General features: G+C 56.5%; 24 protein-coding genes. 9 read left to right on the top strand and 15 right to left on the bottom strand.

Annotated elements, in window-relative coordinates:
- Positions 1 to 42: 42 nt before the first annotated feature.
- Positions 43 to 1110 carry a uroporphyrinogen decarboxylase gene (hemE, locus tag B6S09_RS14180; protein ID WP_094279152.1) on the bottom strand — a complete coding sequence of 356 codons (1068 nt, stop codon included), beginning with the start codon at positions 1108 to 1110 and terminating at the stop codon, positions 43 to 45.
- A 177-nt stretch (positions 1111 to 1287) separates the two neighbouring features.
- On the opposite strand from hemE, the gene rsd reads away from it, so the two are divergent.
- Both rsd and B6S09_RS14170 read left to right on the top strand, forming a co-directional pair.
- Positions 1288 to 1758 carry a sigma D regulator gene (gene rsd / locus B6S09_RS14175; RefSeq protein ID WP_094279151.1) on the top strand — a complete coding sequence of 157 codons (471 nt, stop codon included), beginning with the start codon at positions 1288 to 1290 and terminating at the stop codon, positions 1756 to 1758.
- 11 nt (positions 1759 to 1769) lie between these two features.
- Positions 1770 to 2132, top strand: coding sequence for a PilZ domain-containing protein (locus B6S09_RS14170; RefSeq protein ID WP_094279150.1), 363 nt, complete (start codon positions 1770 to 1772; stop codon positions 2130 to 2132).
- Between the two features lie 4 nt (positions 2133 to 2136).
- On the opposite strand, the gene radA is transcribed toward B6S09_RS14170, so the two are convergent.
- Positions 2137 to 3504 carry a DNA repair protein RadA gene (gene radA, locus B6S09_RS14165; RefSeq protein ID WP_094279149.1) on the bottom strand — a complete coding sequence of 456 codons (1368 nt, stop codon included), beginning with the start codon at positions 3502 to 3504 and terminating at the stop codon, positions 2137 to 2139.
- A 71-nt stretch (positions 3505 to 3575) separates the two neighbouring features.
- Between radA and B6S09_RS14160 the strand changes: the two genes are divergently transcribed.
- Complete coding sequence (locus B6S09_RS14160) at positions 3576 to 5858, top strand: PilZ domain-containing protein (RefSeq protein ID WP_094279148.1); 2283 nt, start codon at positions 3576 to 3578, stop codon at positions 5856 to 5858.
- On the opposite strand, the gene serB is transcribed toward B6S09_RS14160, so the two are convergent.
- The gene (serB, locus tag B6S09_RS14155) at positions 5818 to 6801 is read right to left on the bottom strand and encodes a phosphoserine phosphatase SerB (protein ID WP_094279147.1); all 984 of its coding nucleotides are present in this window, start codon (positions 6799 to 6801) and stop codon (positions 5818 to 5820) included. The two genes, B6S09_RS14160 and serB, sit on opposite strands and share 41 nt — an antisense overlap.
- Positions 6802 to 6881: 80 nt before the next feature.
- Here serB and B6S09_RS14150 point away from each other — a divergent pair, with 80 nt between their 5' ends.
- On the top strand, positions 6882 to 7403 hold the full coding sequence (locus B6S09_RS14150; protein ID WP_094279146.1) for a hypothetical protein: 522 nt from the start codon (positions 6882 to 6884) through the stop codon (positions 7401 to 7403).
- A gap of 4 nt (positions 7404 to 7407) precedes the next feature.
- Here the strand turns inward: B6S09_RS14150 and deoD are convergent, their stop codons facing one another.
- The 5 genes from deoD to B6S09_RS14125 form a co-directional block, all read right to left on the bottom strand.
- Positions 7408 to 8121, bottom strand: a complete 714-nt coding sequence (gene deoD, locus B6S09_RS14145) for a purine-nucleoside phosphorylase (RefSeq protein WP_094279145.1) — start codon at positions 8119 to 8121, stop codon at positions 7408 to 7410.
- A 29-nt stretch (positions 8122 to 8150) separates the two neighbouring features.
- Positions 8151 to 9368: a phosphopentomutase gene (locus tag B6S09_RS14140; protein WP_094279144.1), complete on the bottom strand. Its 1218-nt coding sequence runs from the start codon at positions 9366 to 9368 to the stop codon at positions 8151 to 8153.
- A gap of 46 nt (positions 9369 to 9414) precedes the next feature.
- Positions 9415 to 10191: a deoxyribose-phosphate aldolase gene (deoC, locus tag B6S09_RS14135; RefSeq protein ID WP_094279143.1), complete on the bottom strand. Its 777-nt coding sequence runs from the start codon at positions 10189 to 10191 to the stop codon at positions 9415 to 9417.
- A 65-nt stretch (positions 10192 to 10256) separates the two neighbouring features.
- The gene (locus B6S09_RS14130; RefSeq protein ID WP_094279142.1) at positions 10257 to 11534 is read right to left on the bottom strand and encodes a NupC/NupG family nucleoside CNT transporter; all 1278 of its coding nucleotides are present in this window, start codon (positions 11532 to 11534) and stop codon (positions 10257 to 10259) included.
- A 104-nt stretch (positions 11535 to 11638) separates the two neighbouring features.
- Complete coding sequence (locus B6S09_RS14125; RefSeq protein ID WP_094279141.1) at positions 11639 to 12403, bottom strand: TatD family hydrolase; 765 nt, start codon at positions 12401 to 12403, stop codon at positions 11639 to 11641.
- A 384-nt stretch (positions 12404 to 12787) separates the two neighbouring features.
- Here B6S09_RS14125 and B6S09_RS18330 point away from each other — a divergent pair, with 384 nt between their 5' ends.
- Positions 12788 to 13327 carry a PKD domain-containing protein gene (locus B6S09_RS18330; protein WP_134114011.1) on the top strand — a complete coding sequence of 180 codons (540 nt, stop codon included), beginning with the start codon at positions 12788 to 12790 and terminating at the stop codon, positions 13325 to 13327.
- A 237-nt stretch (positions 13328 to 13564) separates the two neighbouring features.
- Here the strand turns inward: B6S09_RS18330 and prfC are convergent, their stop codons facing one another.
- On the bottom strand, positions 13565 to 15154 hold the full coding sequence (prfC, locus tag B6S09_RS14120) for a peptide chain release factor 3 (protein WP_094279140.1): 1590 nt from the start codon (positions 15152 to 15154) through the stop codon (positions 13565 to 13567).
- Positions 15155 to 15351: 197 nt separating this feature from the next.
- Between prfC and B6S09_RS14115 the strand changes: the two genes are divergently transcribed.
- The 3 genes from B6S09_RS14115 to fabG all read left to right on the top strand — a co-directional run bounded on the left by B6S09_RS14115 (position 15352) and on the right by fabG (position 18577).
- Positions 15352 to 15912 (top strand): tRNA-uridine aminocarboxypropyltransferase, encoded by a 561-nt coding sequence (locus B6S09_RS14115; protein WP_094279139.1) that lies wholly within the window; start codon positions 15352 to 15354, stop codon positions 15910 to 15912.
- Between the two features lie 436 nt (positions 15913 to 16348).
- The gene (locus B6S09_RS14110) at positions 16349 to 17611 is read left to right on the top strand and encodes a urate hydroxylase PuuD (RefSeq protein WP_094279138.1); all 1263 of its coding nucleotides are present in this window, start codon (positions 16349 to 16351) and stop codon (positions 17609 to 17611) included.
- A gap of 213 nt (positions 17612 to 17824) precedes the next feature.
- Positions 17825 to 18577, top strand: a complete 753-nt coding sequence (fabG, locus tag B6S09_RS14105) for a 3-oxoacyl-ACP reductase FabG (protein WP_094279137.1) — start codon at positions 17825 to 17827, stop codon at positions 18575 to 18577.
- Here the strand turns inward: fabG and B6S09_RS14100 are convergent.
- Genes B6S09_RS14100 through B6S09_RS14080 form a run of 5 tightly spaced genes read right to left on the bottom strand, consistent with a single transcriptional unit; the run spans position 18574 to position 22629 of the window.
- Complete coding sequence (locus B6S09_RS14100) at positions 18574 to 20043, bottom strand: PhnE/PtxC family ABC transporter permease (RefSeq protein WP_243832879.1); 1470 nt, start codon at positions 20041 to 20043, stop codon at positions 18574 to 18576. The two genes, fabG and B6S09_RS14100, sit on opposite strands and share 4 nt — an antisense overlap.
- The gene (locus B6S09_RS14095) at positions 20040 to 20711 is read right to left on the bottom strand and encodes an ATP-binding cassette domain-containing protein (RefSeq protein ID WP_094279135.1); all 672 of its coding nucleotides are present in this window, start codon (positions 20709 to 20711) and stop codon (positions 20040 to 20042) included. The genes B6S09_RS14100 and B6S09_RS14095 overlap by 4 nt, the downstream gene beginning before the upstream one ends.
- Positions 20711 to 21583: a putative selenate ABC transporter substrate-binding protein gene (locus B6S09_RS14090; RefSeq protein WP_208321788.1), complete on the bottom strand. Its 873-nt coding sequence runs from the start codon at positions 21581 to 21583 to the stop codon at positions 20711 to 20713. Before B6S09_RS14090 ends, B6S09_RS14095 begins: the two co-directional genes overlap by 1 nt.
- A gap of 43 nt (positions 21584 to 21626) precedes the next feature.
- The gene (locus B6S09_RS14085; RefSeq protein WP_244900105.1) at positions 21627 to 21965 is read right to left on the bottom strand and encodes a branched-chain amino acid transporter permease; all 339 of its coding nucleotides are present in this window, start codon (positions 21963 to 21965) and stop codon (positions 21627 to 21629) included.
- On the bottom strand, positions 21949 to 22629 hold the full coding sequence (locus B6S09_RS14080; protein ID WP_094279133.1) for an AzlC family ABC transporter permease: 681 nt from the start codon (positions 22627 to 22629) through the stop codon (positions 21949 to 21951). Before B6S09_RS14080 ends, B6S09_RS14085 begins: the two co-directional genes overlap by 17 nt.
- 179 nt (positions 22630 to 22808) lie before the next feature.
- On the opposite strand from B6S09_RS14080, the gene B6S09_RS14075 reads away from it, so the two are divergent.
- Positions 22809 to 24395, top strand: a complete 1587-nt coding sequence (locus B6S09_RS14075) for a serine hydrolase (protein WP_243832880.1) — start codon at positions 22809 to 22811, stop codon at positions 24393 to 24395.
- Between the two features lie 109 nt (positions 24396 to 24504).
- Here B6S09_RS14075 and pntB read toward each other — a convergent pair whose 3' ends face one another.
- Positions 24505 to 25881, bottom strand: coding sequence for a Re/Si-specific NAD(P)(+) transhydrogenase subunit beta (gene pntB / locus B6S09_RS14070; protein ID WP_094279131.1), 1377 nt, complete (start codon positions 25879 to 25881; stop codon positions 24505 to 24507).
- Positions 25882 to 25885 lie beyond the last annotated feature (4 nt).

Here is a 25885-nt window from a genome sequence, read left to right as displayed (position 1 = left end):
TTTCCCCCGAATATAGGAAGTTCAGGACTAGACATCACTCTCTTACCCGGCGTGATAAGACCGTGACAGACGGTGTACCGATTCAATAAAGGCACCTGCATGCTCCGGCTCAACATCCAGATGAATGCCGTGGCCCAGGTTGAATACATGGCCGGGCCCATGGCCGAAACCTTCCAGAATGCTGGCCACTTCCTGCTCAATACGCTCGGGTGAGGCATACAGCATGGACGGATCCATATTGCCCTGCAGGGCCACTTTATCGCCCACACGGCGCTTGGCATCGGCAATATTAATAGTCCAGTCCAGGCCCACGGCATCACAGCCGGTGGCCGCAATGGCTTCCAGCCATTGTCCGCCATTTTTGGTAAACAGGGTCACGGGCACACGTCGGCCGTCACTTTCACGGGTCAGGCCGTCCACGATTTTTGCCATGTACTGCAACGAGAACTCATTGTAATCCCGCGGAGTCAGCACACCGCCCCAGGTGTCGAAGATCATCAACGACTGGGCACCGGCAGCAACCTGTGCATTCAGATAACTGGTCACACTGTCGGCCAGCTTGTCGAGCAGCAGATGCAGGGTCTGCGGCTCGGCATACATCATTTTCTTGATTTTGGTGAAGGCCTTGGAGCTGCCGCCTTCCACCATATAGGTGGCCAGGGTCCAGGGGCTGCCGGAAAAACCAATCAACGGCACCTCGCCCTGTAATTCCCGGCGAATGGTACGCACGGCATTCATCACGTATCCCAGCTCACCTTCCGGATCGGGAATCCCGATACGCTGCACATCGGCGGCACAGGTGACCGGACGTTCAAAACGCGGGCCTTCACCGGTTTCAAAATAGAGCCCCAGCCCCATGGCATCAGGGATGGTCAGAATATCGGAAAACAGAATGGCCGCATCCAGCGGAAAACGGCGCAACGGCTGCAGGGTAACTTCGCACGCCAGCTCGGCATTACGGCAAAGAGACATAAAGTCGCCGGCCTGGGCACGGGTCGCTTTATATTCCGGCAGATAGCGACCGGCCTGACGCATCATCCATACCGGAGTGTAGTCAGTCGGCTGACGCATCAGCGCACGCAGATAAGTATCATTCTTAAGTGGTTTCATTCCGTGGTTCCGCATCTGTGGCAAAATTTGGCCGCATTGTACCACCACCGCACAGGAACGCGAAAAAGCCGGCCTGCCCCCCATAATGGTTACAAATCCACCATAAGCTATTGACCCCGGCACCACTTTTCATTAGTTATAGATAGTGAGCCCATCAGGCAGCCCACGGAGGGAATCATGCTCGGGAAACTGGAACAAACCAAAGCCAGGCTTGGCGGAATACATAAGGCACTGGACGCCTTTCTTAATGCTCGCCAGCATTTACTCGTCGAATATATTCGCCTTTCCACCAATAAAAACCTGCCCGCGAAAGAAGAACTGCATGAATTCTGTGGCCAGCTGATAGATTATGTCTCAGCTGGCCATTTTGAAATTTACGACCACGTGCTCGCCGCTTATGAAGCCTCCAAAGGCAATGCCCGGGTACTGGCCGAGCGTATTTATCCGCGCATCAAACGCAATACCGATGAAGCCCTTAACTTTCATGACCGATATCATGAGGCCGATGACGATCTCATGATGGAAATGGAGCTGGATCAGGATCTGAACAGACTGGGTGAGTTGCTGGAAGAGCGCTTCTCACTCGAAGACCGGCTGGTATCGGCTATTCGTCTTGCCGATCACCTGGACACCGGTGAACCGGCCTGAGAGGAGGCTCTATGAGTGAACGCCGCGCCTTCAGCCGCATTGAATTCAATGCCAGCGCCCTGTTGCAGGATGACTACGGCACCTCTTTTCCTGCCGAAGTCAGGGATATCTCTCTTCACGGAGCCCTGCTGACACTGCAGCATCCCTGGCCAGGCAGCAACGGTGACAGGCTGAGCCTGCAGCTACTGCTCGATGATGGCAACCGGATTACCATGTCTGGCCACCAGCGCCATCATCAAGGTGATCATATAGGGCTGGAGTGCGAGCAGCTGGATCTGGACAGTGCCACCCGGCTGCGCCGGCTGGTAGAGCTGAACCTGGGCGAGGAGCAACTGCTGCATCGCCAGTTGGAGCAGCTGCTCAAGGAAAACTGAACGATTACAGCGCCTCCAGGGCGTCTTCCAGCTTTTTCACCGCGATCACTTCCATGCCTTCAGGGGCCTGTTTGGGTCGGTTAGCCCAGGGCACGATGGCACGGGTAAAGCCGTGTTTGGCAGCTTCCATCAACCGTTCCTGACCGGACGGCACCGGCCGGATTTCTCCCGACAGACCAACTTCACCAAACACCACCAGCTCCTTGGGCAAAGCCCGGTCACGAAAGCTCGACACCAGCGCCAGCAGCAAGGCCAGATCGGCACTGGTATCTTCCACCCGCACCCCGCCCACCACATTGACAAACACATCCTGATCCGCCATCTGCATGCCGCCATGACGATGCAGCACCGCCAGCAGCAACGCCAGCCGGTTATGCTCCAGCCCCACCGTGACCCGGCGGGGGTTGGCCAGCTGAGAGTAATCCACCAGCGCCTGCAACTCCACCAGCAGCGGGCGGGTACCTTCCCAGATAACCATCACCACCGAGCCGGTCACCAGCTCTTCGCCCCGGCTGAGAAAAATAGCGGAAGGATTACTGACTTCCTTCATACCGGTTTCGGTCATGGCAAATACGCCCAGCTCATTCACCGCCCCAAAACGGTTTTTATGGCTGCGCAAGGTGCGGAACCGGCTGTCAGTGGCACCGTCCAGCAGTACCGAACAGTCGATACAGTGTTCCAGCACCTTGGGCCCGGCCAGGGTGCCGTCTTTGGTCACATGACCCACCATCAGGATCACCACACCCTGTTGTTTGGCAAAACGGGTCAGCTGGGCCGCCGCCTCACGTACCTGGCTGACCGAACCCGGTGCCGACTGCACATCGGACACATGCATAACCTGAATGGAGTCGATCACCATCACCGCCGGTTTTTCTTCCCTGGCCACATGACAAATCTGCTCCACACTGGTTTCCGACAGCATACGCAGCCGATCCCGGGGCAAACTCAGCCGCTGCGCACGCATGGCCACTTGCTGCAACGACTCTTCCCCGGTGACATACAGCGTTTTCATGCGTCCGGCCAGACCACACATCACCTGCAGCAACAGAGTACTTTTACCAGCTCCGGGATTCCCCCCGATCAGAATGGCCGAGCCCGGTACCAAACCGCCCCCCAGCACCCGATCCAGCTCACGAAAGCCACTGTCTATGCGCGGAATTTCGGTCATGGCAATTTCGTCCAGCGTCTGCACTTTGCTTTCCTGCAGACCGGCATACCCGGAAAAACGCGCGTTACGGTTTGATGAGGTAGCCGGTGCCAGCCGTATTTCACTGATCGTATTCCACTCTTTACATTCGGAACACTGCCCCTGCCAGCGGGGAAACTCGGCACCACACTCACCACACACAAAGGCAGTTTTCGACTTGGCCATGCTCTCTCACTCATTAATTCACAAGCTGCTATACTGGCTGAAGTTTTTCGCTCACTCAAGCCTGTACCTGGATGGACTTCAGCCCTTACAAAGCCCTGCTAAACCGCCTGGTTACCCTGAGCTATCAGCAAGACACAGAAACACTGCTGAACAGTCTGCTGCCTGATGCTGACACTCAGACTCGCTATCAGCTGGTGGCCGAAACCAACCGGCTTAAGGCCCCTTGTCTGCGGGTTCTGGATCTGCGCCAGCTGTTTCCCGAGCAATGCCGCTCGGTGTTCCACCGGGGGCTGAGCCATATGTTACCGCCCAGGCTCGAGCAACGCTTTATGCAGTTACTGGGGCAATATAATGGCGAGTATACCCGCGGCCTTTACGAAACCCTGCTGGCCGACCTTGCCGCCATGCGCAAGCAGCCAGCATTACTGAATACGACCTCCTGGCATCAGCCTACCTTTGGCACCCGACGCAAAGAACTCAGACTGCAGTTTGTGACACCGGTTGAACTTCATCTGCCCGAGGGCTCCATTCAGGCCAATACTCTGGACATCTCCCTTCATGGCCTCCTGCTCACGTTGCCTGCCGGGCTTTCACTGCCGGATGAGGTCGCGGTGTCCTTTCCTGTACTGGCAGAACAACCGGAGTTTGTCTGCCTGGGCGAACCGAAACGTTTTCAGTTAACCCCGCCGGCCCCGGCCAGTGAACACAGCCATCCACAACCCGACGCCCCTCGTCAGGATCGGGCCCGCCTGCGCCGCATTGAGCAGGACGACGCCTGGGGTCAGGCACTGATTCGGTTTATTGAGCAAAACCGCGGCCGTTACGGCCAGAATGCTGAAGATCTTTACGGCACCACTCTCGCTCAATGCTGGGGCCAGACACTATTGGAGTCGGGGCTGGGTCAGTCATTATTTTTTGATGAGCAAGGCTGCCTGCAGGAAGTACTGTGCAACCGCTTTGGTAAAAAGCTGCTGGAATTCTGGCGTCAGGAGACGCCGGGCGATCTGCTGGCGGCACTTCTTTCCCCACAGCGAATACTCGCCATGGCGGCCCGGCAGCATGAACCGGTGTTTTTATACAGCTTCAGGATCACCGGCAAAAAAGGCACCTATTACTTTGCCGCAGAGCAACGCCAGCTGGAGCAACAACAGCACTTCCGACAGTTTATCAGTGAAGGGCAGCGTGCCGGCACGCTTCAGCTTTATCATCTGAGTATCCGTCCGGTGTTGTTTACCGATCAGATCACCGACAACCTGGACATACTGGGCCGGGAGCGATTGTCTCCCCTGAAGTGGCAACTTTGGCTGACCCCCCTGCCCGCCCCCGAACTGACAGAGCCCCTGCCCCCCAATGGCCGCCAATTACTGCCATGGCTGCTGTCCCCTGTCAGTGGTGCAATCAATCCGGTTTTTTTGCACCAGCACCCCGCGCGCAAGGAAACCCGCTTTCGTTTTGAAACACCAGCCGAGTTGCTACAGGACGACACACCACTCAATGGCGTAACGGAAGATATTTCCGTGGCCGGGATAAAACTGATTCTCCGGCAACCGGTTTCGCTGACACTACCCGCTCAGGTACTGGTTAGCCTGCCGGAACTCAGCAAGCTGAGCCCGGACTGGAATCTTAAAAAGCTGCCCTATGAGGTTGTGAACATCAGCAAGGGCGGACGCATTTTACATCTTCATGCCATTGATAGCGGCAAGGGACATGGAGGCAGCCGTTTCTTTACTGCGTTGCTGGCGCAGAATCAGGACAAACTGCGGGCCCGGGCCGAAACCACCCGGCAGCCGGCCTGGATGATGTGGCTGACCCGGCAGGCACTGCAGCAATTATCCGGTCCGGTATTTTTGCTGGGACGCAATGACGGCGGCTTTTATGTTCAGGGCAGTATGGCCAGTCCGGTACGTCAACGCCTGATGGCACTGCTCACCGACAGCAATGGACGAGCCCAGTTGGGACAGCTTATTTCACGCCAGTTATTGCAGTCCATGGCCAGCGCACTGCAACGGCCCGATGGTAAAAGCCACCTGGTGGCAGAAGTATGGGTAACGGAAGAGCAACCACATTCCTTGCTGATCAACCCGTCCCCGGAGCGCCAGCAACAGCTACTGGCAAGCGACGGCCGGATTACCGTCTGCCTGACCATCATCAACCGGCTGCAACTGCGCCAGCTGAAATTTAATGTGCCGGAGTGGCAACAGCTGACCGAAGTATCGCTTTATAAAACCCAGCTGCTGGAGCAAAGCCTGGCGGAGCTGGCCATGCAATGCCAGATCTTTAATATCACCGATCTGGCACAAGCCCGGGGACGACTTAGCGCGCCTGCAGCAGCCCCAACACCCCTTCCAGGCTGAGTCGGTTAAGACACACGGGAGCCTGTTCCTGCACCAGCGGCTTGGCATGCAGGGCCACTCCCAGTCCGGCTCTGGCAAGCATTTTCAGATCATTGGCACCGTCACCAATGGCCACGGTCTGGCTCAGAGGAATACCGTGCTGCTGTGCCAGCTCTTCCAGGATACGGGCCTTGGCATCGGCATCGACAATATCGCCCAGCACTTTGCCGGTCAGTTTGCCATCCGCCATTTCCAGAGTATTGGCAAACACCGCATCCAGCCCCAGCTGCTGCTGAAGGTGGCGGGCAAACGGCACAAAACCACCGGAGGCAATGGCGACTTTCCAGCCCATGGCCTTCAGACCAGCCACCAGCTCGGTCAGACCGGGCATCAAGGGCATACGACCAATCACCTCATCAATAATACCGGCATCGGCACCGGACAGCGCCGCCACCCGCCGGCGCAGGCTTTCGGAAAACGGCAACGCCCCTTCCATGGCTGCTCGGGTCACCGCCGCCACTTCTTCGCCGACTCCGGCCAGGGCCGCAATTTCATCAATGCACTCAATCTGAATGGCAGTGGAGTCCATGTCCATCAGCACCAGGCCGGGGTCATCCCCTTGTGGTAACGCAGGGACACATGCCATATCCCAGCTGTCCGATACCTGTTGCAGGGCCGCCTTGAGCTCGGGCGACCAGGCCGATAACCGCAGGCTGGCCAGTTCACGCCCGGCCACGGCTGCCACCCGGTAAAGTTCAGCCTGAACACCGGCATCATCCAGTACTTGCAGACTGGTCATCAGCGCATGTTTATCCAGTTGCTCCGCCAGCAATACCAACTGGCCTTCCGCTGCAGGTAACTGCCCGGCTACCCATTTTCCTTGTTGCCACAGATATGCCTGCTGGGCCAGCGCGCCCTTCCACTCCACCACACGGTCGTGCGGTTCATTAAGAAACAGTGCCACTTTTTTTCCTTTATGACGACAAACCGGCGCTCAGGGTAGCGTATTGCTTTTTAAGCAGGCAAGAGACAATATGGACAGCCATGGGAAACCTTAAATTACACTTCAGAAAATGGCACTGGCCCGGACTGCTGGCAGTGCTGCTTTTGTTACTGGCCGCCCGCCAGTGGCTGGCGCTGGATGAACTGGGCCACCGCTGGCGGGGACTGCCATATCAGACCTCGGCGTCTGCCCTGGCAGACTTTGCCGAGCTGCAGGCGCTGCGCTCTCTGAGTGCAGAAGACAGCGATGCCCAGCAACAGCTGGTAACCGAACTGAGCCGGTCACCTTTGGTGCTGAGTGCCCGCCTGTATGATGGCGGAGGCAGGCTGCTGGCCGACAACAATAATGGCGACAACGACGACGCCCGTGTTTATGTCCGGCCATTGTATGAGCAGGAGCGCATTGCCGGATTTTTACAGCTGAGCCTTGCCGGCTCTGCACTCTCCGGTGAGCAACAGACAATTTGGCAGGCAGTTTATCGCCACCTTGGTTGGCTGCTGCCTCTGACCGGTGCCCTGGGTGCGCTGCTGACCTGCGTCTTGCTCAGACTACGCCGGCGCTGAGCCGTCAGGCATCCAGCAGTACCGACTCCAGCGCCACTTCCATCATTTGATCAAATCCCGTCTGACGTTCATCGGCACTGAGCAGCTCACCACGGGTGATGTGATCCGACACCGTACAGATGGTCAGAGCCCGGGCCCCGTATTCCGCCGCCACGCCATACAGTCCGGCTGCTTCCATTTCCACCCCGATAATGCCGTAGCGTTTCAGCAGCTCAAACAGTTCACTTTCCGGGGTATAAAACAGATCGGCAGAGAACAAGTTGCCCACCTTGACCGGCACCCCGAGCTTATTCGCCGCCGCCACCGCATTCCGGGTCAGCTCAAAGTCAGCAATGGCGGCCAGGTCGTGCCCCATAAAGCGGGTACGGTTAACTTTTGATTCGGTGCTGGCTCCCAGCCCAATGACCAGGTCCATCAGGTTAACATCGTCACGTACCGCACCGCAGGAGCCCACCCGGATCAGGTTTTTCACCTCAAACTCGGTTATCAGCTCCTTGGCATAAATGGAGACCGACGGAATCCCCATGCCGTGTCCCATCACCGATACCGGCCTGCCCTTATAGCTGCCGGTAAACCCCAGCATATTGCGTACAGCGTTAACCTGGCGCACATCCGCAAGAAAGGTATCGGCAATGTATTTGGCCCGCAGCGGATCGCCCGGCATCAGTATGGTTTCGGCAAAATCGCCGCGTTCAGCCTTGATATGAGGAGTCGCCATGCTGTGTATTCCCGTTAACAGGTAAAAATTCAGAGAAATGAGCGCCCGTATTCCATGGGGCTGGTACCAAAAAAATCCGCCAGACTCTGACCGATATCGGCAAAGGTCTCCCGTTTACCAAGCGAGCCAGGCTGCAGTCCGGCACCGGTGCAGAGTACCGGAATATACTCCCGGGTATGCTCAGTGCCGGCCCAGGTCGGATCACAACCGTGATCGGCAGTGAGGATCAGCAGATCCTCCGGCTCCAGCAGGCCCAGCAATTCGGGCAGACGCCGGTCAAATTCTTCCAGGGCAGCGGCATAGCCAGCCACATTGCGGCGGTGGCCAAAGCTGGAGTCAAACTCCACGAAGTTGGTCATAATCAGGGTATTGTGCCCCGCCGCTTTCAGCTCGCTCAGGGTGGCATCAAACAGGGCATCGTGTCCGGTCGCCTTGACACTGCGGGTAATGCCGCAATGCGCATAAATATCGGCAATCTTGCCAATCGACACCACATTGCCATCCAGCTCTTCTGCCAGCTTTTGCAGCACGGTAGGAGCCGGCGGCGCTATGCTGTAGTCCTTCCGGTTACCGGTGCGCACAAAGCCGGTAACCGGGTCACCGACGAAGGGACGGGCAATCACTCTGCCGATGTTGTACGGCATCAGCAGCTCTCTGGCGATTTCACACAAGGCATATAGCCGCTCCAGCCCAAAGTGCTGCTCGTGGCAGGCTATCTGAAAAACCGAGTCTGCCGAGGTGTAGCAAATAGGCTTGCCGGTGCGCACATGTTCCTCACCCAGTTGCTCAAGAATCGTTGTTCCCGAAGCATGGCAGTCGCCAAGAATCCCCGTTAATTCAGCCTGCTCTGTCAGCGCCTGAATAAGCGACGGTGGAAAACTGTGTTGAGTGTCGTGAAAGTAACCCCAGTCAAACAAAACCGGGACACCGGCCATCTCCCAGTGTCCCGAGGGCGTATCCTTGCCGGAAGACAGCTCCTGCGCGTAGCCATAACTGCCGGTCACATCGGCTGGCAGTTGCACACCTTGCGCCACCGCCCCGGTACTGCCGGCATGAGCATGAAACAGCCCCATCCGAGCCAGGTTGGGCAGCCTGAGCGGGCCGCTGCGGCCTTCATCCGCCCGTCCTTCGGCGCAGGCGGCGGCAATATGTCCCAGTGTATCGGCACCGGCATCGCCGAACCGGTCGGCATCGGCAGAGGCACCAATACCGAATGAATCCAGAACCAGCACAATTGCGCGTTTCATCATCTCTCCTTCAATTATTACGGCCGTCTTGTTCAACACGGAAAGATCAGTAACCATCCTGACTTTCGCTGCTGTTTGCCGGCTCTTGCAAAATACGCAGCAGATCCGTCAGCAGGCCAGAGGCCCCGAAGCGAAAATGCGCGGGAGTCACCCACTCCGGCCCCATCAGCCGGTCGGCCAATACAAGGTACTCCGCAGCCTGAGCCAGCGTGCGTACGCCACCGGCAGCCTTAAAACCCGTGGTGCCTCCCGCCGCCCGGATCACCTCCAGCATAATGCCTGCCGCTTCGGGAGTCGCATTCACCGTGACCTTACCGGTGGAGGTTTTAATAAAGTCGGCCCCGCCCTCAATGGCCAGCTCACTGGCTCGCCGAATCAACGCCGGTTCGGACAGCGCTCCACTTTCAATAATCACCTTGAGCAGCTGTTCACCACATGCGGCCTTGCAGGCACTCACCAGTGCCAGACCAGTCTGCTCATCACCGCTTTGCAGCGCCCGCCAGGGAAAAACCAGATCCACTTCATCGGCACCGGCAGCAATGGCGGCCTGGGTTTGCTGCACCGCACCGGCAATATCAGCACTGCCATCGGGAAAATTGGTCACTGTCGCCACCCGGACTTGCTCAGCCACGCCCAGCGCAGCCAGGGCTGTTTTTGCCAGAGACACAAACTGCGGATAGACACACACCGCTGCCGGTGTGCCCGCCGCCGTCACAGCCCGGCGACACAAGGCGGTAATGTCTGCATCAGTGTCGCTGTCATTCAGGCTGGTCAGATCCATCAGGCTTAACACCCGGCGGGCTGATAATGCGACCTCTGTCATCTGTGCTCTCCTGCTCTGGTCCCGTCACGACATTGGACCCTTGATGTAGTAAAAAGTGCTCAGTATTACAGTGCTCCCAACGCCAGAAAAAAGCCCGCCAGAGTGGCAGACATCAGGTTGGACAGCGTGCCCGCCAGTACCGCCTTGAGGCCCAGCCGGGCAATATCATGGCGGCGGCCAGGTGCCATCCCCCCCAGCCCGCCCAGCAGGATGGCCACCGAGGCCAGGTTGGCAAAACCACACAAGGCAAAGGAAATAATCGCCCGGGTATGCTCACTCATGGCCTGTCCGGTGCTTTCCAGCACCAGTTCATCCGACAGATAAGGTGCAAAATTCACATAGGCCACAAACTCATTCAGCACCAGCTTCTGGCCGATAAAAGAACCTGCCAGCCGTGCTTCTTCCCAGGGGACGCCCAGTAAGAAGGCCAGCGGCGAGAACAACCAGCCCAGCAACCATTCCAGGCTGAGCTCTTCCATGCCAAACCAGCCACCGATACCACCCAGCATGCCGTTGATAAGGGCAATCAACCCGATAAAGGCCAGCAGCATGGCACCGACATTCATCGCCAGCTTCATCCCGGCACTGGCCCCCGAGGCAGCGGCATCAATCACATTGGCCGGACGTTCGTCATCGGCCACAGCGGCTTCCGCCTGATGCTGCTCTGCCGGCTTTTCCGTTTCCGGCAACAGTAACTTGGCAAACAGCAGACCGCCGGGGGCCGCCATAAAGGAAGCGGCAATCAGATATTCCAGCGGTACACCCAGCGAAGCATACCCTGCCAGCACGGACCCGGCCACCGAGGCCAGACCGCCGCACATGACCGCGAACAGCTCCGACTCGGTCATACGGGCAATATAAGGCCGCACCACCAGCGGCGCCTCGGTCTGACCCACAAAAATATTGGCAGTGGCCGACAACGACTCGGTACGAGAGGTGCCCAGCGCCTTTTGCAATGCCCCACCCAGAAGCCGGATCACCCATTGCATAATGCCAACATAATAAAGTACTGCGATAAGTGATGAAAAAAAGATAATCACCGGCAGTACCCGTACCGCAAAAATAAAGCCCAGGCCGCTTTCAAAGGCGGCGTCCCCCACCAGGCCGCCAAACAAGAAACTCATGCCGTCATTGGCGTAGGCGATAACCCGGGCCACGGCATCGGACAATGACGTTAACAGTTCGCGTCCGGCAGGCACATACAGCACCAGCGCGCCCAGCCCCGCCTGAATGGCAAATGCCCCCGCGACGGTGCGAAACCGGATGGCAGCACGATGACTGGAAAACAGCAGGGCTATCAGCACCAGTACCGCCATACCCACCACACTCATGATCAGGTTCATCGCCATGTTCCTTCCACTGAAGACCGACTCTCACAGCGTAGAAAAAAAGCAGGCTTTTTCGAGTTTTATACCGATAGATTTATGTTTTTATCAATAATCTGCATTCACCAACGAAACAGTCGGGCCGCATTTTGCTCAAGGATGGGAGCCAGCTCCCCGGCCGGCTCGGCCCGGATGTCTGCCAGCGCCTGCAGTACCAGCGGTAATTGCTCGGGATGATTGGGCCGGCCCTGATACCCGCATAACGGCATATCGGGGGCATCGGTTTCCAGCACCAGGGCATCGGCGGGCATGGCCGCAATGGTGTTACGGGTCTTGTTAGCCCGCTCATAGGTGATGGTGCCACCGACGCCAAGATGAATGCCCAGCTTCCAAAAAGCCTCGGCCTGCTGCAATGAGCCGGAGAAACCATGTACCACGCCCCCCACCGGGGTAAAACGGCGCAGCCATTTCAGCAGCAGATCATGGGCCTTGTGGCTGTGCATGATCACCGGCAGCCCACGTTCGCAGGCGAGCCGGAGCTGAACCACAAAAGCGTCTTCCTGAACGGTCATTGGCAGCGCGCAGGCTGTATCCAGTCCGGCTTCACCGATGGCCACACAGGCCGGTCCGGCCTGATCCAGCGCCGCCACCAGCCGTGCTTGCCAGCGGCTCGAGGCCTGTTCAACCCACCAGGGGTGCAGACCGAGCGCATAATGGGTACCAGCCAGGGCGGCGCACAGACCGGGCAGCCGGCACCACTGCCCTTCCTCCACACCCGGGATCACCAGTCGGTGTACGCCGGCCGCCCGTGCCCGGTGCCAGTGTGCTTGCCGGTCATCGGCAAAGGCGTCAAAGTCGAAATGGCAATGGGTATCGGTGAGCAGCATGGCAGCACCTGAGCAAGGGAATCGATTACTCAAGGGTATCAGAGATGCAGAGGCAGGAAGACCAATGTTGCGGACGACATAAAGTCTGACTGTTTCAGAACATACCAATGAATACGATTCAACTGACTTGCCATTTTTTATGCAAAAAGTGTGATAAAACTGCCGACCTGGCAGCATGCTCCATTAACGCCTCAGGCCTGAAGCTCACTCTAAAAATTAGCTCCAATAACAGGAAGTGAAGATGCCTTATAGAACAGGGAAGGCTGATGTTTCCCCTAAGTCAGAAACTACCTCGCGTTGGCCATTATGTCAGGCTTGCTTACCGCATGTGGAGGGAGCTCTGGTGATGGTGAAAAAACGCCACTTTCACAGCCGCAAAACAAAGTGTCTTCCGTAAGAGCCGGTCCGGATAAAACAGTAAGTGAGTTGTCTAACATTGTGTTAAGCGGTAGTGGCTCAGATAGTGATGGTAGGATATCTGGCTACAGCTGGAATCAGACTACGGGTACAAGGGTATTTATCCAAAATCCAGGTAGTGCAGCAACATCATTTAAAGCTCCCGCAGTGGTTACTGATGAGCAATTAACTTTACAGCTCACCATAACGGATAATGAAGGTGCTATCAGCTCTGATTCGCTGGTGGTGACGGTTACCCTATCAACACCGGAGGAAGCGGCCTTAGCGCTTGAACTTGCGAGTCAGAATACAGGTTATTTATCGGGTGCAGTAAATTTACCGCCTGTACCTGATGACTCCAAGGCTAAAGCCACGGTAGCAGGGGTTGACTCGAACAGAAATGGGACAACAGAGCTTCCTTTGAGTTGTCTATATTGCATAGTGCTCGATACCCAAGCTAGGAAAAATGCCTTTTATGGTTCGCTGACCCCATCAACTAGAAACCTGGGGGCAGAATCATGCGAATAAAAGCAATTAATCTCTTTTATGTTCTTGTCAAGTAATCGGAAGTGTTATATGGCATTGATGCTGATACCGCTAAAGCAGTCACCAGAACTGTGAGGACAGGTTACCTATCTGGAAGAGCATATGCCAAACGGAAAAATAGTAGTTACAGAAAGGGCAAAAGAACGACTTTCGGCAATATCAGAGACAACATCACATCATTCAGGGCCGGGTCATGCCCGGCCCTGAATAAACGGCGTCTTAGTGCTCCCGGGTCTTGCTGAACTGAATATCCGGGTAACGCTCCTGGGTCAGGTTCAGGTTGACCATGGTGGGCGCGATATAGGTAAGGTTGTCACCACCGTCCAGAGCCAGGTTGGCAGACACCTTGCGCTGGAACTCGTCCAGCTTTTTGGCATTGTCGCCATACACCCAGCGGGCGGTCGACACGTTCACAGACTCATATAATGCATCAACATTATATTCTGCCTTCAGGCGGGCTACCACTACATCAAACTGCAGAACACCCACGGCTCCCACGATCAGGTCGTTGTTATCCAGCGGGCGGAATACCTGTACGGCACCTTCTTCCGACAGCTGTACCAGCCCCTTAAGCAGTTGCTTCTGTTTAAGCGGATCCCGCAGCCGGATACGGCGGAACAACTCGGGGGCAAAATTGGGAATGCCGGAGAATTTGAGATCTTCTCCCTGTGTGAAGGTATCTCCAATCTGAATGGTACCGTGGTTATGCAGACCGATAATATCGCCAGCATAGGCTTCTTCAGCCCGCTCCCGATCGCCGGCCATAAAGGTAACGGCATCGGAAATACTCACCGTTTTACCAATGCGCACATGTTTCATCTTCATGCCCTGGCTGTATTTGCCCGAGACGATGCGCATAAAGGCAATACGGTCCCGGTGACGGGGATCCATGTTGGCCTGGATCTTGAACACGAAGCCGGAAAACTTGTCGTCATCCGCGCCGACTTCCCGCTCATGAGTCTGACGTGGCTGAGGGGCCGGAGCCCACTTGGTCAGTCCGTCGAGCATATGATCCACACCGAAGTTCCCCAGCGCGGTACCAAAAAATACCGGGCACAGCTCACCAGCCAGAAACAGCTCCTGATCGAACTCGTGAGACGCCCCCATCACCAGTTCCAGCTCCTCACGCAACTGGGCCGCCAGGCCATCTCCCACGGCTTCATCCAGCTCGGAGTTATCCAGCCCCTTGATGATGCGCACGTCCTGAATGGTGTGGCCCTGGCCGGTCTGATACAAAATGGTTTCATCCCGGTGCAGGTGATAAACGCCCTTGAACAACTTGCCGCTGCCAATGGGCCAGGTCACCGGCGCACACATGATATTGAGCTCGGTTTCAACCTCATCAAGCAATTCCATGGGGTCCCGGATATCCCGGTCGAGCTTGTTCATAAAGGTCACGATGGGCGTATCCCGCAGCCGGGTCACTTCCATCAGCTTGCGGGTCCGGTCTTCTACGCCTTTGGCGGCGTCGATCACCATCAGACAGGAATCCACTGCGGTCAGTGTACGATAAGTATCTTCCGAGAAGTCTTCGTGCCCCGGCGTGTCGAGCAGATTGACCAGGCAGTCATTATAGGGAAACTGCATCACCGACGTGGTTACCGAGATGCCCCGCTCCTTTTCCATTTCCATCCAGTCTGATTTGGCATGCTGGCCCGAGCCGCGGCCCTTGACGGTGCCGGCGCTCTGAATGGCCTGACCGTGCAGCAGTACTTTTTCGGTGATGGTGGTTTTACCGGCGTCCGGGTGAGAGATAATGGCAAAGGTACGGCGCTTGGCAATTTCCTGCGCTATGGTGCTGTTTGACATGGTGTAATCTTCTGGGTTGTCACGGACCTGCGCTGCCGGCGAAAGCGCCTGAAAACATGAAATCCGCTGGGTTTATCTGAACTGGCCGTTATTTTCGCCTATTCGGCGGTGCTTAACAATGTATCTGTTTACCGGCATGCGCTTTCTTCCCTTTGGCGGCACCGTTAACATGGTGTTTTTCAGTCCGGATTTTATGCATGTCCCGCTTTATCTGCCCCCACTGCCGGCTGCCTGAACGCACCTGCCTGTGCACCAGTGTTCAGCCTCAGATCTGTCCCTTACCGGTAATTGTGCTGCAACACCCGCAGGAAGCAAAACATGCCAAAAGCACGGTGCCCCTGCTGCAGCTGGCACTGCCCGGACTGGAGCGGGTGGTCACCGAACAGATGCCGGCACCACCGCTCCCAGCCACCGGACGCTGGTGGTTGTTGTATCCCGATGCGCAAGCGGTGGATATCGACCAGGTCACCCCTGCCGGGCTCGGTATCGGCGGTCTGATCGTGCTGGACGGCACCTGGCGCAAAACCCGGCTGTTACGCCATCTTAACCCCTGGCTGAATACGCTGCCCGCACTAAGCTTCAGCAACGCACCTGCCGGACGTTATGACATCCGCAAGGGCCCGGGGGGGCAGGCATTGTCTACTCTGGAAAGTGTGGCTCATGTACTGAACCGGCTGACCCCGGCTTTTGACCCCGATCCACTGCGCCATTTGCTGGCCTGCCGGGTCGCCCAGTTTCGCGCTCACCGGGAAAATTGAATACGTCTGAAAGACCTATCTGTAAACAGAATGGCGACATGACAGTCTCCATCTGATGGCTGAGCACGGTTGCAGCAGCAACCAGATACGCTATGATGTCGCCCGCTTAAAGTTTACTTATCAGTCAACTTGGTGAGCTGGCGCATTGCTAAACTTTAAGAACCTGATTAACAACAGCTTTTCTTTAATATTCACTATAAAAACCAACCCAATAGTTGCAAGTGCAAGAAAAATAACTGTTAATGAATGTTGACAAAGTTCATGTTTTTGAAAAAAATCACCACACAAATTGTCAACAGTTTAATTTTTGAACTGTATACAGTTTGAAAGCACACGGCAGCGCATGTGGTCTCAGCTCCCGCCAGTGGCAGGACATCTGTTTCGATGCGCTAGGGTCTCAAACAATACAAAATGAAACAGAGAAGGTAAGACCATCATGGAAGCATATCTGCTGGATTTTGGTAACCTGCTGCTCCGTTGGCTGCACGTGATTGCCGCCATCGCCTGGGTGGGTGAATCCATTTATTTCGTCATGCTCGACAACGGCCTGCGTCCGCCCAAGTCCGAAGAGTGCAAGAAAAAAGGCGTGTTCGGTGAAATGTGGGCCGTACACGGCGGTGGTTTTTACCACAATCAGAAATATGCAACCAGCCCCGAGCAGCTGCCGGAAGATCTGCACTGGTCCTTCTGGAAATCCTACACCACCTGGCTGTCCGGTTTCGGTCTGTTTACCCTGCTGTATCTGACCAAGCCCAGCTTCTATCTGGTTAACCACAATTCCCCCTGGGAATGGGCTGCCAACATGACCGGCTGGCAGGCCAACATTGCCGCGCTGGCATTCCTGCTGCTGGGCTGGATCGTCTACAACGAGCTGTGTAAGCGTATCAGCCCCAACATGGAGCGCGATGGTATTCTGTCTGTCGCCGTTGCCGTGATGATGGTTGTAGTTGCTTACCTGAGCACCCACATCTTCTCTGGCCGTGCAGCCTTCCTGCTGACCGGTGCGGTCATGGCCACCGCCATGTCTGCCAACGTATTCTTCTGGATTATTCCCGGTCAGCGGCGCATGGTTAAAGCCCTGAAAGCAGGTGAAACGCCAAACCCGATCGACGGCAAGCGTGGTAAACAGCGTTCAGTACACAACACCTACTTTACCCTGCCGGTAGTACTGCTGATGCTCAGCAACCACTACTCTTTCACCTACAGTCATGAACTGTCCTGGGTGATCATGACCCTGTTCATTTTCGCAGGCGCCCTGATCCGCCAGTACTTCGTGCTGATGCATGCCGGTCACATTCGTCCGGGCTATCCGATCGCTGGCGTGGCACTGATCCTGGTAGCCATCTGGGTAGGTGCACCTAAATCTGCCCCGGCACCAGCCGCCACCGCGCCTGCCGAGACTCAGTCCGGAACTACCGCCGCCGGTGAAAACGCAGCAGCCACTTCTGTTACTGCCGTCACCACCGCTCAGGTACTTGATGTCATGGAAGCCCGTTGCGTGCAGTGCCACGCTGCCAGTCCCTCTCAGCCCGGCTTTGCCGCTGCTCCCCTCGGCGTCATACTGGACACCGAAGCGCATTTGCTGCTGCAGGCTGAAAATGTAAAAAAAGTGACTGCCAACAAGTATATGCCGCTGGGTAACATCACCGGCATGACCGATGAAGAGCGCGCCCTGGTTGCCGCCTGGAACGCTCAGTAAGTCATCCGCAACTCTCACTGTTTGAAGCCCGCCTTGTGCGGGCTTTTTTATTCCTCCCCCACCATGATCCCCTACTCAAAATTACCGCACCGCACAATAAATATAGATAAAATCATTTTTTATAAGATCAAAATATATATTGCATCGCAAAAATTAAGCTAGCATTGGCTGTGCTCGGTTTTAAATGACACCAAATTTAAAAGGATATCGATCATGACTGGTATTACTCAGGATATGCAAGGCAACGTCTGCGTCGTCACCGGTGCAGCCCGGGGGCTGGGCCGCTGCATCAGTGAAACCCTGGCTCAGGCCGGTGCAGCACAGGTCTACGCCTGCGACATTGACATGGCCCCGGCAGAATCCTGGCTTGGCGGGTATGATAACGTCAGCGCCATAACCCTTAATGTGTGTGACAGCAACGCACTGAGCCGCCTCAGCGCCCGCCTTCTGGAAGAGCAGGGCCGCCTGGACGTGCTGGTAAATAATGCCGGCATTACCCGCGATGCCTTACTCGGAAAAATGACCGAGGCCGACTGGGACAGCGTGCTGGATGTTAACCTGAAAGGCGTATTTCTGATGACGCGGGCCATGCTGCCACTTATGCAGATCCACCAGAGCGGCAGCATTGTCAGCATCTCTTCCATTGTGGGCACCGACGGAAATATTGGCCAGAGTAACTATGCGGCCAGCAAGGGCGGGATCATCTCCATGACCAGGGGCTGGGCCAAAGAACTGGTCCGGGGCGGCGCGCAAATAAGAGCCAACTGCATCGCTCCCGGCTTTATCAACACCGAAATGACCCAGGCCGTTCCGCAAAAAGTGCTGGACAAAATGACCGCTCGCATTCCCCTCGGCCACCTTGGCGAGCCTACCGACATTGCCGAAGGTGTGCTGTTTCTGGCCAGCCAACGTGCCCGTTACATTACCGGTCAGGTGCTGAAAATTGATGGCGGACTGGTGCTTTAAAGAACCTCGGCACGGTTACCCAGGTGCAGCCGCTGGCGCAGTCTCCGGGCAAGCACATCAACCACGATGTTAAGCCAGGCACACACCAGCAGTAACGCCATGGCCCGGTCAAAACGGAACTCGCTAAAGGCTGAATCGATAAAAAAGCCCAGTGTCGGAATCCCCAGCATGCCAAGGATGGCAGTTTCACGAATGAGATTTTCAAACCGGTACAGGCTGTAGGCCATAAAGGCACGATATAACCGGGGCAACACTTCAAAAAAGTACAGGTTCAGACCTCGGGGAGCGTCTTCACGCAGACTCAGGGTATTGAGGTGATGCCCCAGCAAATGGGCGATAATGGCCCCGTTGTGCAAACTCAGCGCCAGCATGGCTGGTAGCATGCCCGGCCCCAGCAACAGCATACCTACGAATGCCAGCAGATATTCCGGCAGCGAGCGCATCAGCACCAGCCAGCCATGACTGGCACTGCGGCTGATACCATTGCCGAAACGGCGGGAGATCGTCGGGAACCATAACAGCGCCAGCGCCCCCGTCACCACCAGCGATACCAGCGCCAGCACCAGGGTATTGGCCAGCCCCGGGCCTGCCTGTTGCTGCCAGAGCGCCACCCACCAAGGCCAGAGTCCGGCCCAGTCGCCGGTCCGCAAAGGGGCCGGAATAATGTCTTCGGTAAAAAAGCGGGCCATCAGCGCCCAGTTGAAACTTGCTACCGGTGGCAGCCATAGCAGCGCCGCCAGCAGATAAACAGGGACCAGACGGCCCCGAAGCCACCAGCGTAATGTGGCGATGATCAGCACCAGAGCATAGAAAAAAGCGGCGGCTTCATCGTAGTAGCCCTGCCGCAGCAACGATTCCAGGTGGTACCCCAAGGTAGGCAGGCCGATAAAGCCCAGCACTGCCGAGCTGCGAATGCCACATTCCAACCGGTAGCCGGTATAGGTGGCCATCTGCCGCCAGCACAGAGGTAACTGCAGGTAAATAAGCCGGGTCAGCCGGCCAAACCCCGCAGGCAGAGCCTGCTCGGGAGCAGGATCCGCCTCTTCAAACAGCTCACCGTAAATCTTGGCAAAGGTGCCAGCATAGGGCAGCGCAATGGCCAGCACCCCGGCCAGCGCCGACAGTCCCAGCAGTTGCATAAACAACAGGGCCCAGAACAACTCGTGCACCGCCCTTAGCCCCGCTGCCAGACGACGCACCCAGGCTGAACGATAACTACAGGCCAGTCCCAGTCCCAGCAACGCGCCCAGAGCCACCCCCTGCAAGGCAAAAGCCAGAGTATTGAACAGCGCCGACAGCAACACGGAAACATCAGGCCAGGCCGGCAACAGCAGGCCCGCTCCCAGACGCCTGAGTTCAAACCATGGTTCAACGGTAGAAGTGGAAAAATCAGCCCAGGGCAGGCACAGCAGCGCCACCACGACAAACAGCAGGCTGGTACGCCCCATGGAAGCAGAAGAGATCATGATAAGGAATACAAGGTCCGCAACTGGGCAGCCGTCAGCTCCCGGCTGGGGGCATCCAGTACCAGCTGACCCTGACGCAGTCCCACAATACGAGTACAGTGTGTCAGTGCCTGCTCTACATTGTGCAACGCCAGCACCACCGTCTGGTGACGTTCGCACACCAACTGCAGCAACTCGGCAGCCTGCCGTTCGTCCAGCGCCGATACCGGCTCGTCACCTACAAATACCGGCTTTTGCTGATACAACGCCCGGGCCAGGCTGACCCGGCTTTGCTGACCACCGGACAGCAGACCGGCTGGACGCCACAACTGCCCGCTGAGCCCAAGCCGGCTGGCCAGTCCGGAGACCTCCTCCCGGGGGGTGGCCAGCGGTTTTATCAGGTTGACCAGGTTGTACCAGAAAGGATTGCATGCCAGCCTGCCCATATAGATATTGTGAAAGGTGCTCAGCACCGGCACCAATCCAGGCTGCTGCGGGCACCAGGCTACCTCATCAGGGCGAAGCTCACGCAGCCGGCGCAGCAAAGTGCTTTTACCAGTGCCCGATTCGCCCAGCAGGGCAATTTTCTCTCCCTGCTTCACTTCCAGATTCAGTGCCTCAAGCACAGGCCTGCCAGCATAACCCAGGCTGGCATTATCAAAGTGAAACAGGCTGGCCGGCTCACTCATTACTGGGCGGGATCCATAATGCCGATGGCCACCGCTGTATCACGAATGGGGGCGTAATCGTCGTTAGTGGCATTCACGAAACCGGAACGGGGGAAAGACGCCAGCAGATCAGGATCTTTCATTTCCAGCAGCGCCTGCTTGACCTTTTCCTTAAAGCCCTTACCGAAGCGAGTGTCCACATCGCCACGAATGCTCCACTGATAGTCAGGATATTCCGGGCTGGTCCAGATCACGTTTACCTTGCTCTGGTCAATATTGCCTTTTTCCAGTTCGGCATCCCACACTGCATAGTTCACTGCGCCCACTTCATAGGCACCGGACTGCACCAGGCTGATGGTACGGTTATGATCGCCGGAAAAGCCAACCCGGGAGAACAGCTGCTCAGGACCTTGCTCAAAGTGTTCGCGCAAAAAGAATTCGGGCATCAGCCGGCCGGAAGTAGAGCCCTTGTCACCAAAGGTAAAGCGTTTGCCGGCAAGCTCCGCTGGTAACTGCTCACTTTTACTCAGACCGGTGCTTTCATGGGCAATAAGATAACTGACAAAAGCAGTATCTTCCGCCCCTTGGGCAATGGCTTCACTGCCTGGTACCAGCTCCCGAGCCTGCACACCGGTCAGGCCGCCAAACCAGGCCAGCTGCACCTGATCGTTACGAAAGGCACTTACCGCTGCCGGATAGCTTTTTACCGGAACATATTTCACTTCGACATCCAGTTGTTCAGACAGGTAGTCGGCAATTTTTCCGAAACGCTCGGTCAGACGGCGTTCATCCTGATCCGGAATGGCAGTAAATACAAACGTCTCGGCCTGAGCCAGACCACTCACCCCCAGGGCCGCAAGACCCAGTAAAGGTACACGCAGAGAAACAGTCATCATCGATTCCATTTGATAAGAAGGACGGCAATTATAGCCAAGATCAAAGCCCCAGCCAGCCGTTTACCAGTGACATATAGACTAAAGTACCGGTCAGAATACTGGTCAGTGCCTGCCGCCGCCACAATTGCAAGCCGGCTACCACCACCACGGCAATGACCTGGGCCTTGCCGTCGGCCGGAGCATGCCAGTTATGCACTCCCATGGCGTACAGGGTCAGCAGCACCATCATGGCGACTGGCAGCCGCCGGCCCAGCACCTGAATACGGTGATGATGAGCAATAAACCCCCGAGCCAGAAAGGGAAAGGCACGCAGGGAAAAGGTCACGCCGCCCATAATCAGGGCTGCCAACAAATACTCAAAATCAGACACGCGCAGCATTCCCCCCGCTATTTCGCTCGGGCCAGGACAGCAATACCAGCACCAGTATAATGGAGGCTGCCAGCAGGAAGTAATCACTTACCCAGACCCCGGCCACCACGGCAGCTACGCCCCCTAGGATCACTGCGCCCCAGTCTCTTCTGGCACGGATTTGCTCTACCGCCAGCACGGTAAACAATGCCGTCAGAGCAAAGTCGAGCCCCTGCAGACCAGGAGGCAAGCCCCTTGCCAGTACCATTCCGATGAGCGTACCCACTATCCAGTAACTCTGGTTGAGCAGTACCACCCAAAGCGCAGTTTCACTGTTTTTCACCTGGCCCGAGGCACTCAGCAAGGAATAGGTTTCATCTGTAATGCCAAACATGAAATAGTGCCGGCCAATTACCCCCTTGGGCAACAGATGATAAAGCGACACCCCGTAGAAAAGGTGGCGAAAGTTCACCAGCAGCGTGGCTACAGCCAGATCAATCCAGCCGGTACCGGCAGCCAGCAAGCCTACTGCCAGATATTGCATGGCACCGGCATAGACCAGCACGCTCATCAAGGGGGCCCAGTACCAGGTAAGCCCTGCATCCACCCACAACACACCAAATACGGCCCCGAGAGGCAAATATCCCATCATCACCGGCAGGGTCATGGACACCAGCCCGCGTTTGCTCATCATTGCTATACTCCTTTTTCAACTTTCCGGAAATTAAGGTTTTATTTTCTGGTAAGCAAGTATTACACCCTATTCCCGCTGATCTCGGCGGCTTTCCATACAAATAAATATCGGCATGTACTGGCACAATAAACTCGCTGTACATAACCTTGAATCCATTCTTTTTAAACGGGCATATTCTGATGACGACAGATCAAGTATTCATGGGCGGGCTACAGCGCGTTCGTTCAGCTATCTGGTATGCGGCTTTGCTGGTACCGGCCATGGCAGCACCGGCTTATTCTGCACCCGCTGTTCCTGACATTACTGATGAGGCCGTACAGGCGGCACTGAAAAAACTCCCCGAACAGATTGCCAGCACTCACCAGCGAAGCGGTGTTCCCGGTATGGCAGTAGCCGTGATCTACAAGGGAGAGACCCTGTTTGCGGAAGGGGCTGGCGTCAGAGCCGCCGGGCGGGCGGAGCCTGTTGATACGGATACAGTATTTCAGCTGGCTTCCTTATCCAAGCCCATCAGCGCCACCATTACCGCTACGCAGGTCACGCAGGGAAAACTGGACTGGAATGACCCGGCAGCCCACTATTTACCCTCACTCAGACTCGCCTCCTCTTATGTAACCGAACAAGCCACCATTGGCGACTTTATGGCACACCGCTCCGGACTGCCGGGTGCGGCCGGAGATGATCTGGAAGATATCGGCTTTTCAAGAGTACAAATCCTCGCCCGGCTGCAGCAACAACCGCTGACCGCTTTTCGCCTGTCTCACGCTTACGCGAATTTCAGCACCACCACCGCCGCCGAAGCCGTCGCTGCCGCTGCCGGAAAACCTTGGGATGAGCTTGCCGAAACCAGCCTGTTCAAGCCGCTGGGCATGACCCGAACCAGTACCCGCTATCAGGATTATCTGGCACATGATAACAGAGCCACCCTGCACGCCTTTGAAAACGAACAATTTCAGCCATTGTATCAGCGCAACCCGGATGCCCAGTCCCCGGCCGGAGGGGTATCATCATCAGTAAACGACCTGACTCACTGGCTTCGGCTGTTATTAAGTGCCGGAAAAGGCAATGAACAGCTTATCTCCCAGGCAGCTTTGCTACCCGCCATGAGCCCGCAAACTCTTCATGCCCCGCTTGCCAGCCTGCTGCAACAGCCCTCTTTTTACGGCTACGGCTTTAATGTGGGTTTTGATGATCAGGGCCAGCTCCGGCTGAGCCATTCTGGTGCTTTTTTGCTGGGAGCCAGCACGTCGTTTCATCTCTGGCCGGCAGCAGACCTAGGGATGGTCGTACTGACTAATGGCGGCCCGGTAGGAGTGCCCGAAAGCCTGATTGCTGACTTTATGGACACGGTTCGCCATGGCGAACCTCAGCGTGACTGGTATGCCGTCTATCATGAGCCAATGAAAGCCCTGTACCAGCCCGTGGGAGACCTGGTCGGCCAAGCCCCGCCCTCATCTCCGGCACCGGTCAAGTCTGCCGGTCATTATATTGGTGACTACGAAAGCCGCTATTTCGGGCAAGCCGCCATTTATCAACAGGACGGCACATTATGGATAAAACTGGGACCAGACAACAAGCCACAGCCGCTTACACACTGGGATGGTGATACCTTCGCCATCGAGCCCAATAATGAAAATGCGCCCGCGGGCTCACGCAGCTCAGTGCATTTCACTATAGAGCAGAATGCTGCGACCGGCTTTACCATTGAATATCTGAACCAAAACGGACTGGCCCGCTGGCAACGCTTATCGCCGGCGGACAGCTGAATAATAACGACGGCGATGGCCTGAAACCGGTTATGCAAAAAACCGGCTGGCCCTGAGCAGATCAAAAAAGGGACGCCGAAGCGTCCCTTAAATAACACATCATCCAGCATTACAGTGCTTTCAGAATATTATCCACGCTGTCCTTGGCGTCACCAAACAGCATCACGCTGTTTTCACGGAAGAACAGCGGGTTCTGCACACCGGCGTAACCGGTATTCATGGAGCGTTTGAATACCACCACCTGCTGCGCTTTCCACACTTCCAGCACCGGCATGCCGGCGATGGGGCTGGCCGGATCTTCGGACGCTGATGGGTTGACGGTGTCGTTGGCACCAATGACCAGCACGGTATCGGTGTCGTCGAAGTCGTCATTGATTTCGTCCATTTCCAGTACCACATCGTAAGGCACCCTGGCCTCAGCCAGCAGTACGTTCATATGGCCGGGCAGACGACCCGCTACCGGGTGAATACCAAAGCGCACCTTGACGCCGGCTGCGCGCAGCTTGGAGACCAGCTCGGCTACCGGATACTGGGCCTGGGCCACTGCCATGCCGTATCCGGGAGTGATGATCACGGAGCTGGAGCCTTTCAGCATCTCGGCCACGTCTTCAGCGTTGACTTCGGTGTATTCACCGTCTTCTTCCTCACCGGAGGCGGCAACACCATCGGAGCCAAAGCCGCCGGCAATCACCGAAATAAAGGAGCGGTTCATGGCCCGGCACATAATGTAGGACAGAATAGCGCCGCTTGAGCCCACCAGCGCACCGGTTACAATCAGCAAATCATTGGACAGCATAAAGCCCGCCGCTGCCGCCGCCCAACCCGAGTAAGAGTTGAGCATGGAAATGACCACCGGCATATCGGCACCGCCGATACTGGCCACCAAGTGCCAGCCAAAGGCCAGCGCAATCAGGGTCATCACCAGCATGGCAAAGGTAGACCCTTCAACCTGGACAAACCAGATCAACAGCACGACCGAGACCACCACCGCCAGCAGGTTGAGCTTGTGACGATGGGGCAATGTCAGCGGCTTGGACGACACCAAACCACGCAGCTTGCCAAAAGCGACGATAGAGCCAGTGAAGGTGACCGCGCCGATAAACACGCCCAGGAAGATCTCGGTATTGTGAATGTTGAGCATGGCACCCGACAGCTCACCGTGATCCATATAGGTGTTGTAGCCCACAAACACCGCGGCCAGACCCACGAAGCTGTGCAGAATGGCGATCAGCTCCGGCATTTCGGTCATTTCCACCTTGAGCGCAAAGCGCACACCGATGGCACCACCGATGACCATGGCCACGATGATCCAGCCCAGGCCGGTGACCTCGGGGTTAAAAATGGTGGCCAGCAGGGCAATGGCCATGCCCGCGACGCCATACCAGTTACCGGCTTTGGCCGACTCCTGCTTGGACAGACCGGCCAGGCTCATGATAAAGAGCACGGCGGCCACGATATAAGATGCAGTTACTAGTCCTTGTGACATTTGA

The organism is Oceanimonas baumannii, from assembly GCF_002245495.1.
Classification (GTDB): Bacteria; Pseudomonadota; Gammaproteobacteria; order Enterobacterales; family Aeromonadaceae; genus Oceanimonas; species Oceanimonas baumannii.
The sequence above is the reverse complement of the archived record's forward strand: the minus strand, read 5'-3'. Positions and strand labels throughout refer to the sequence as shown.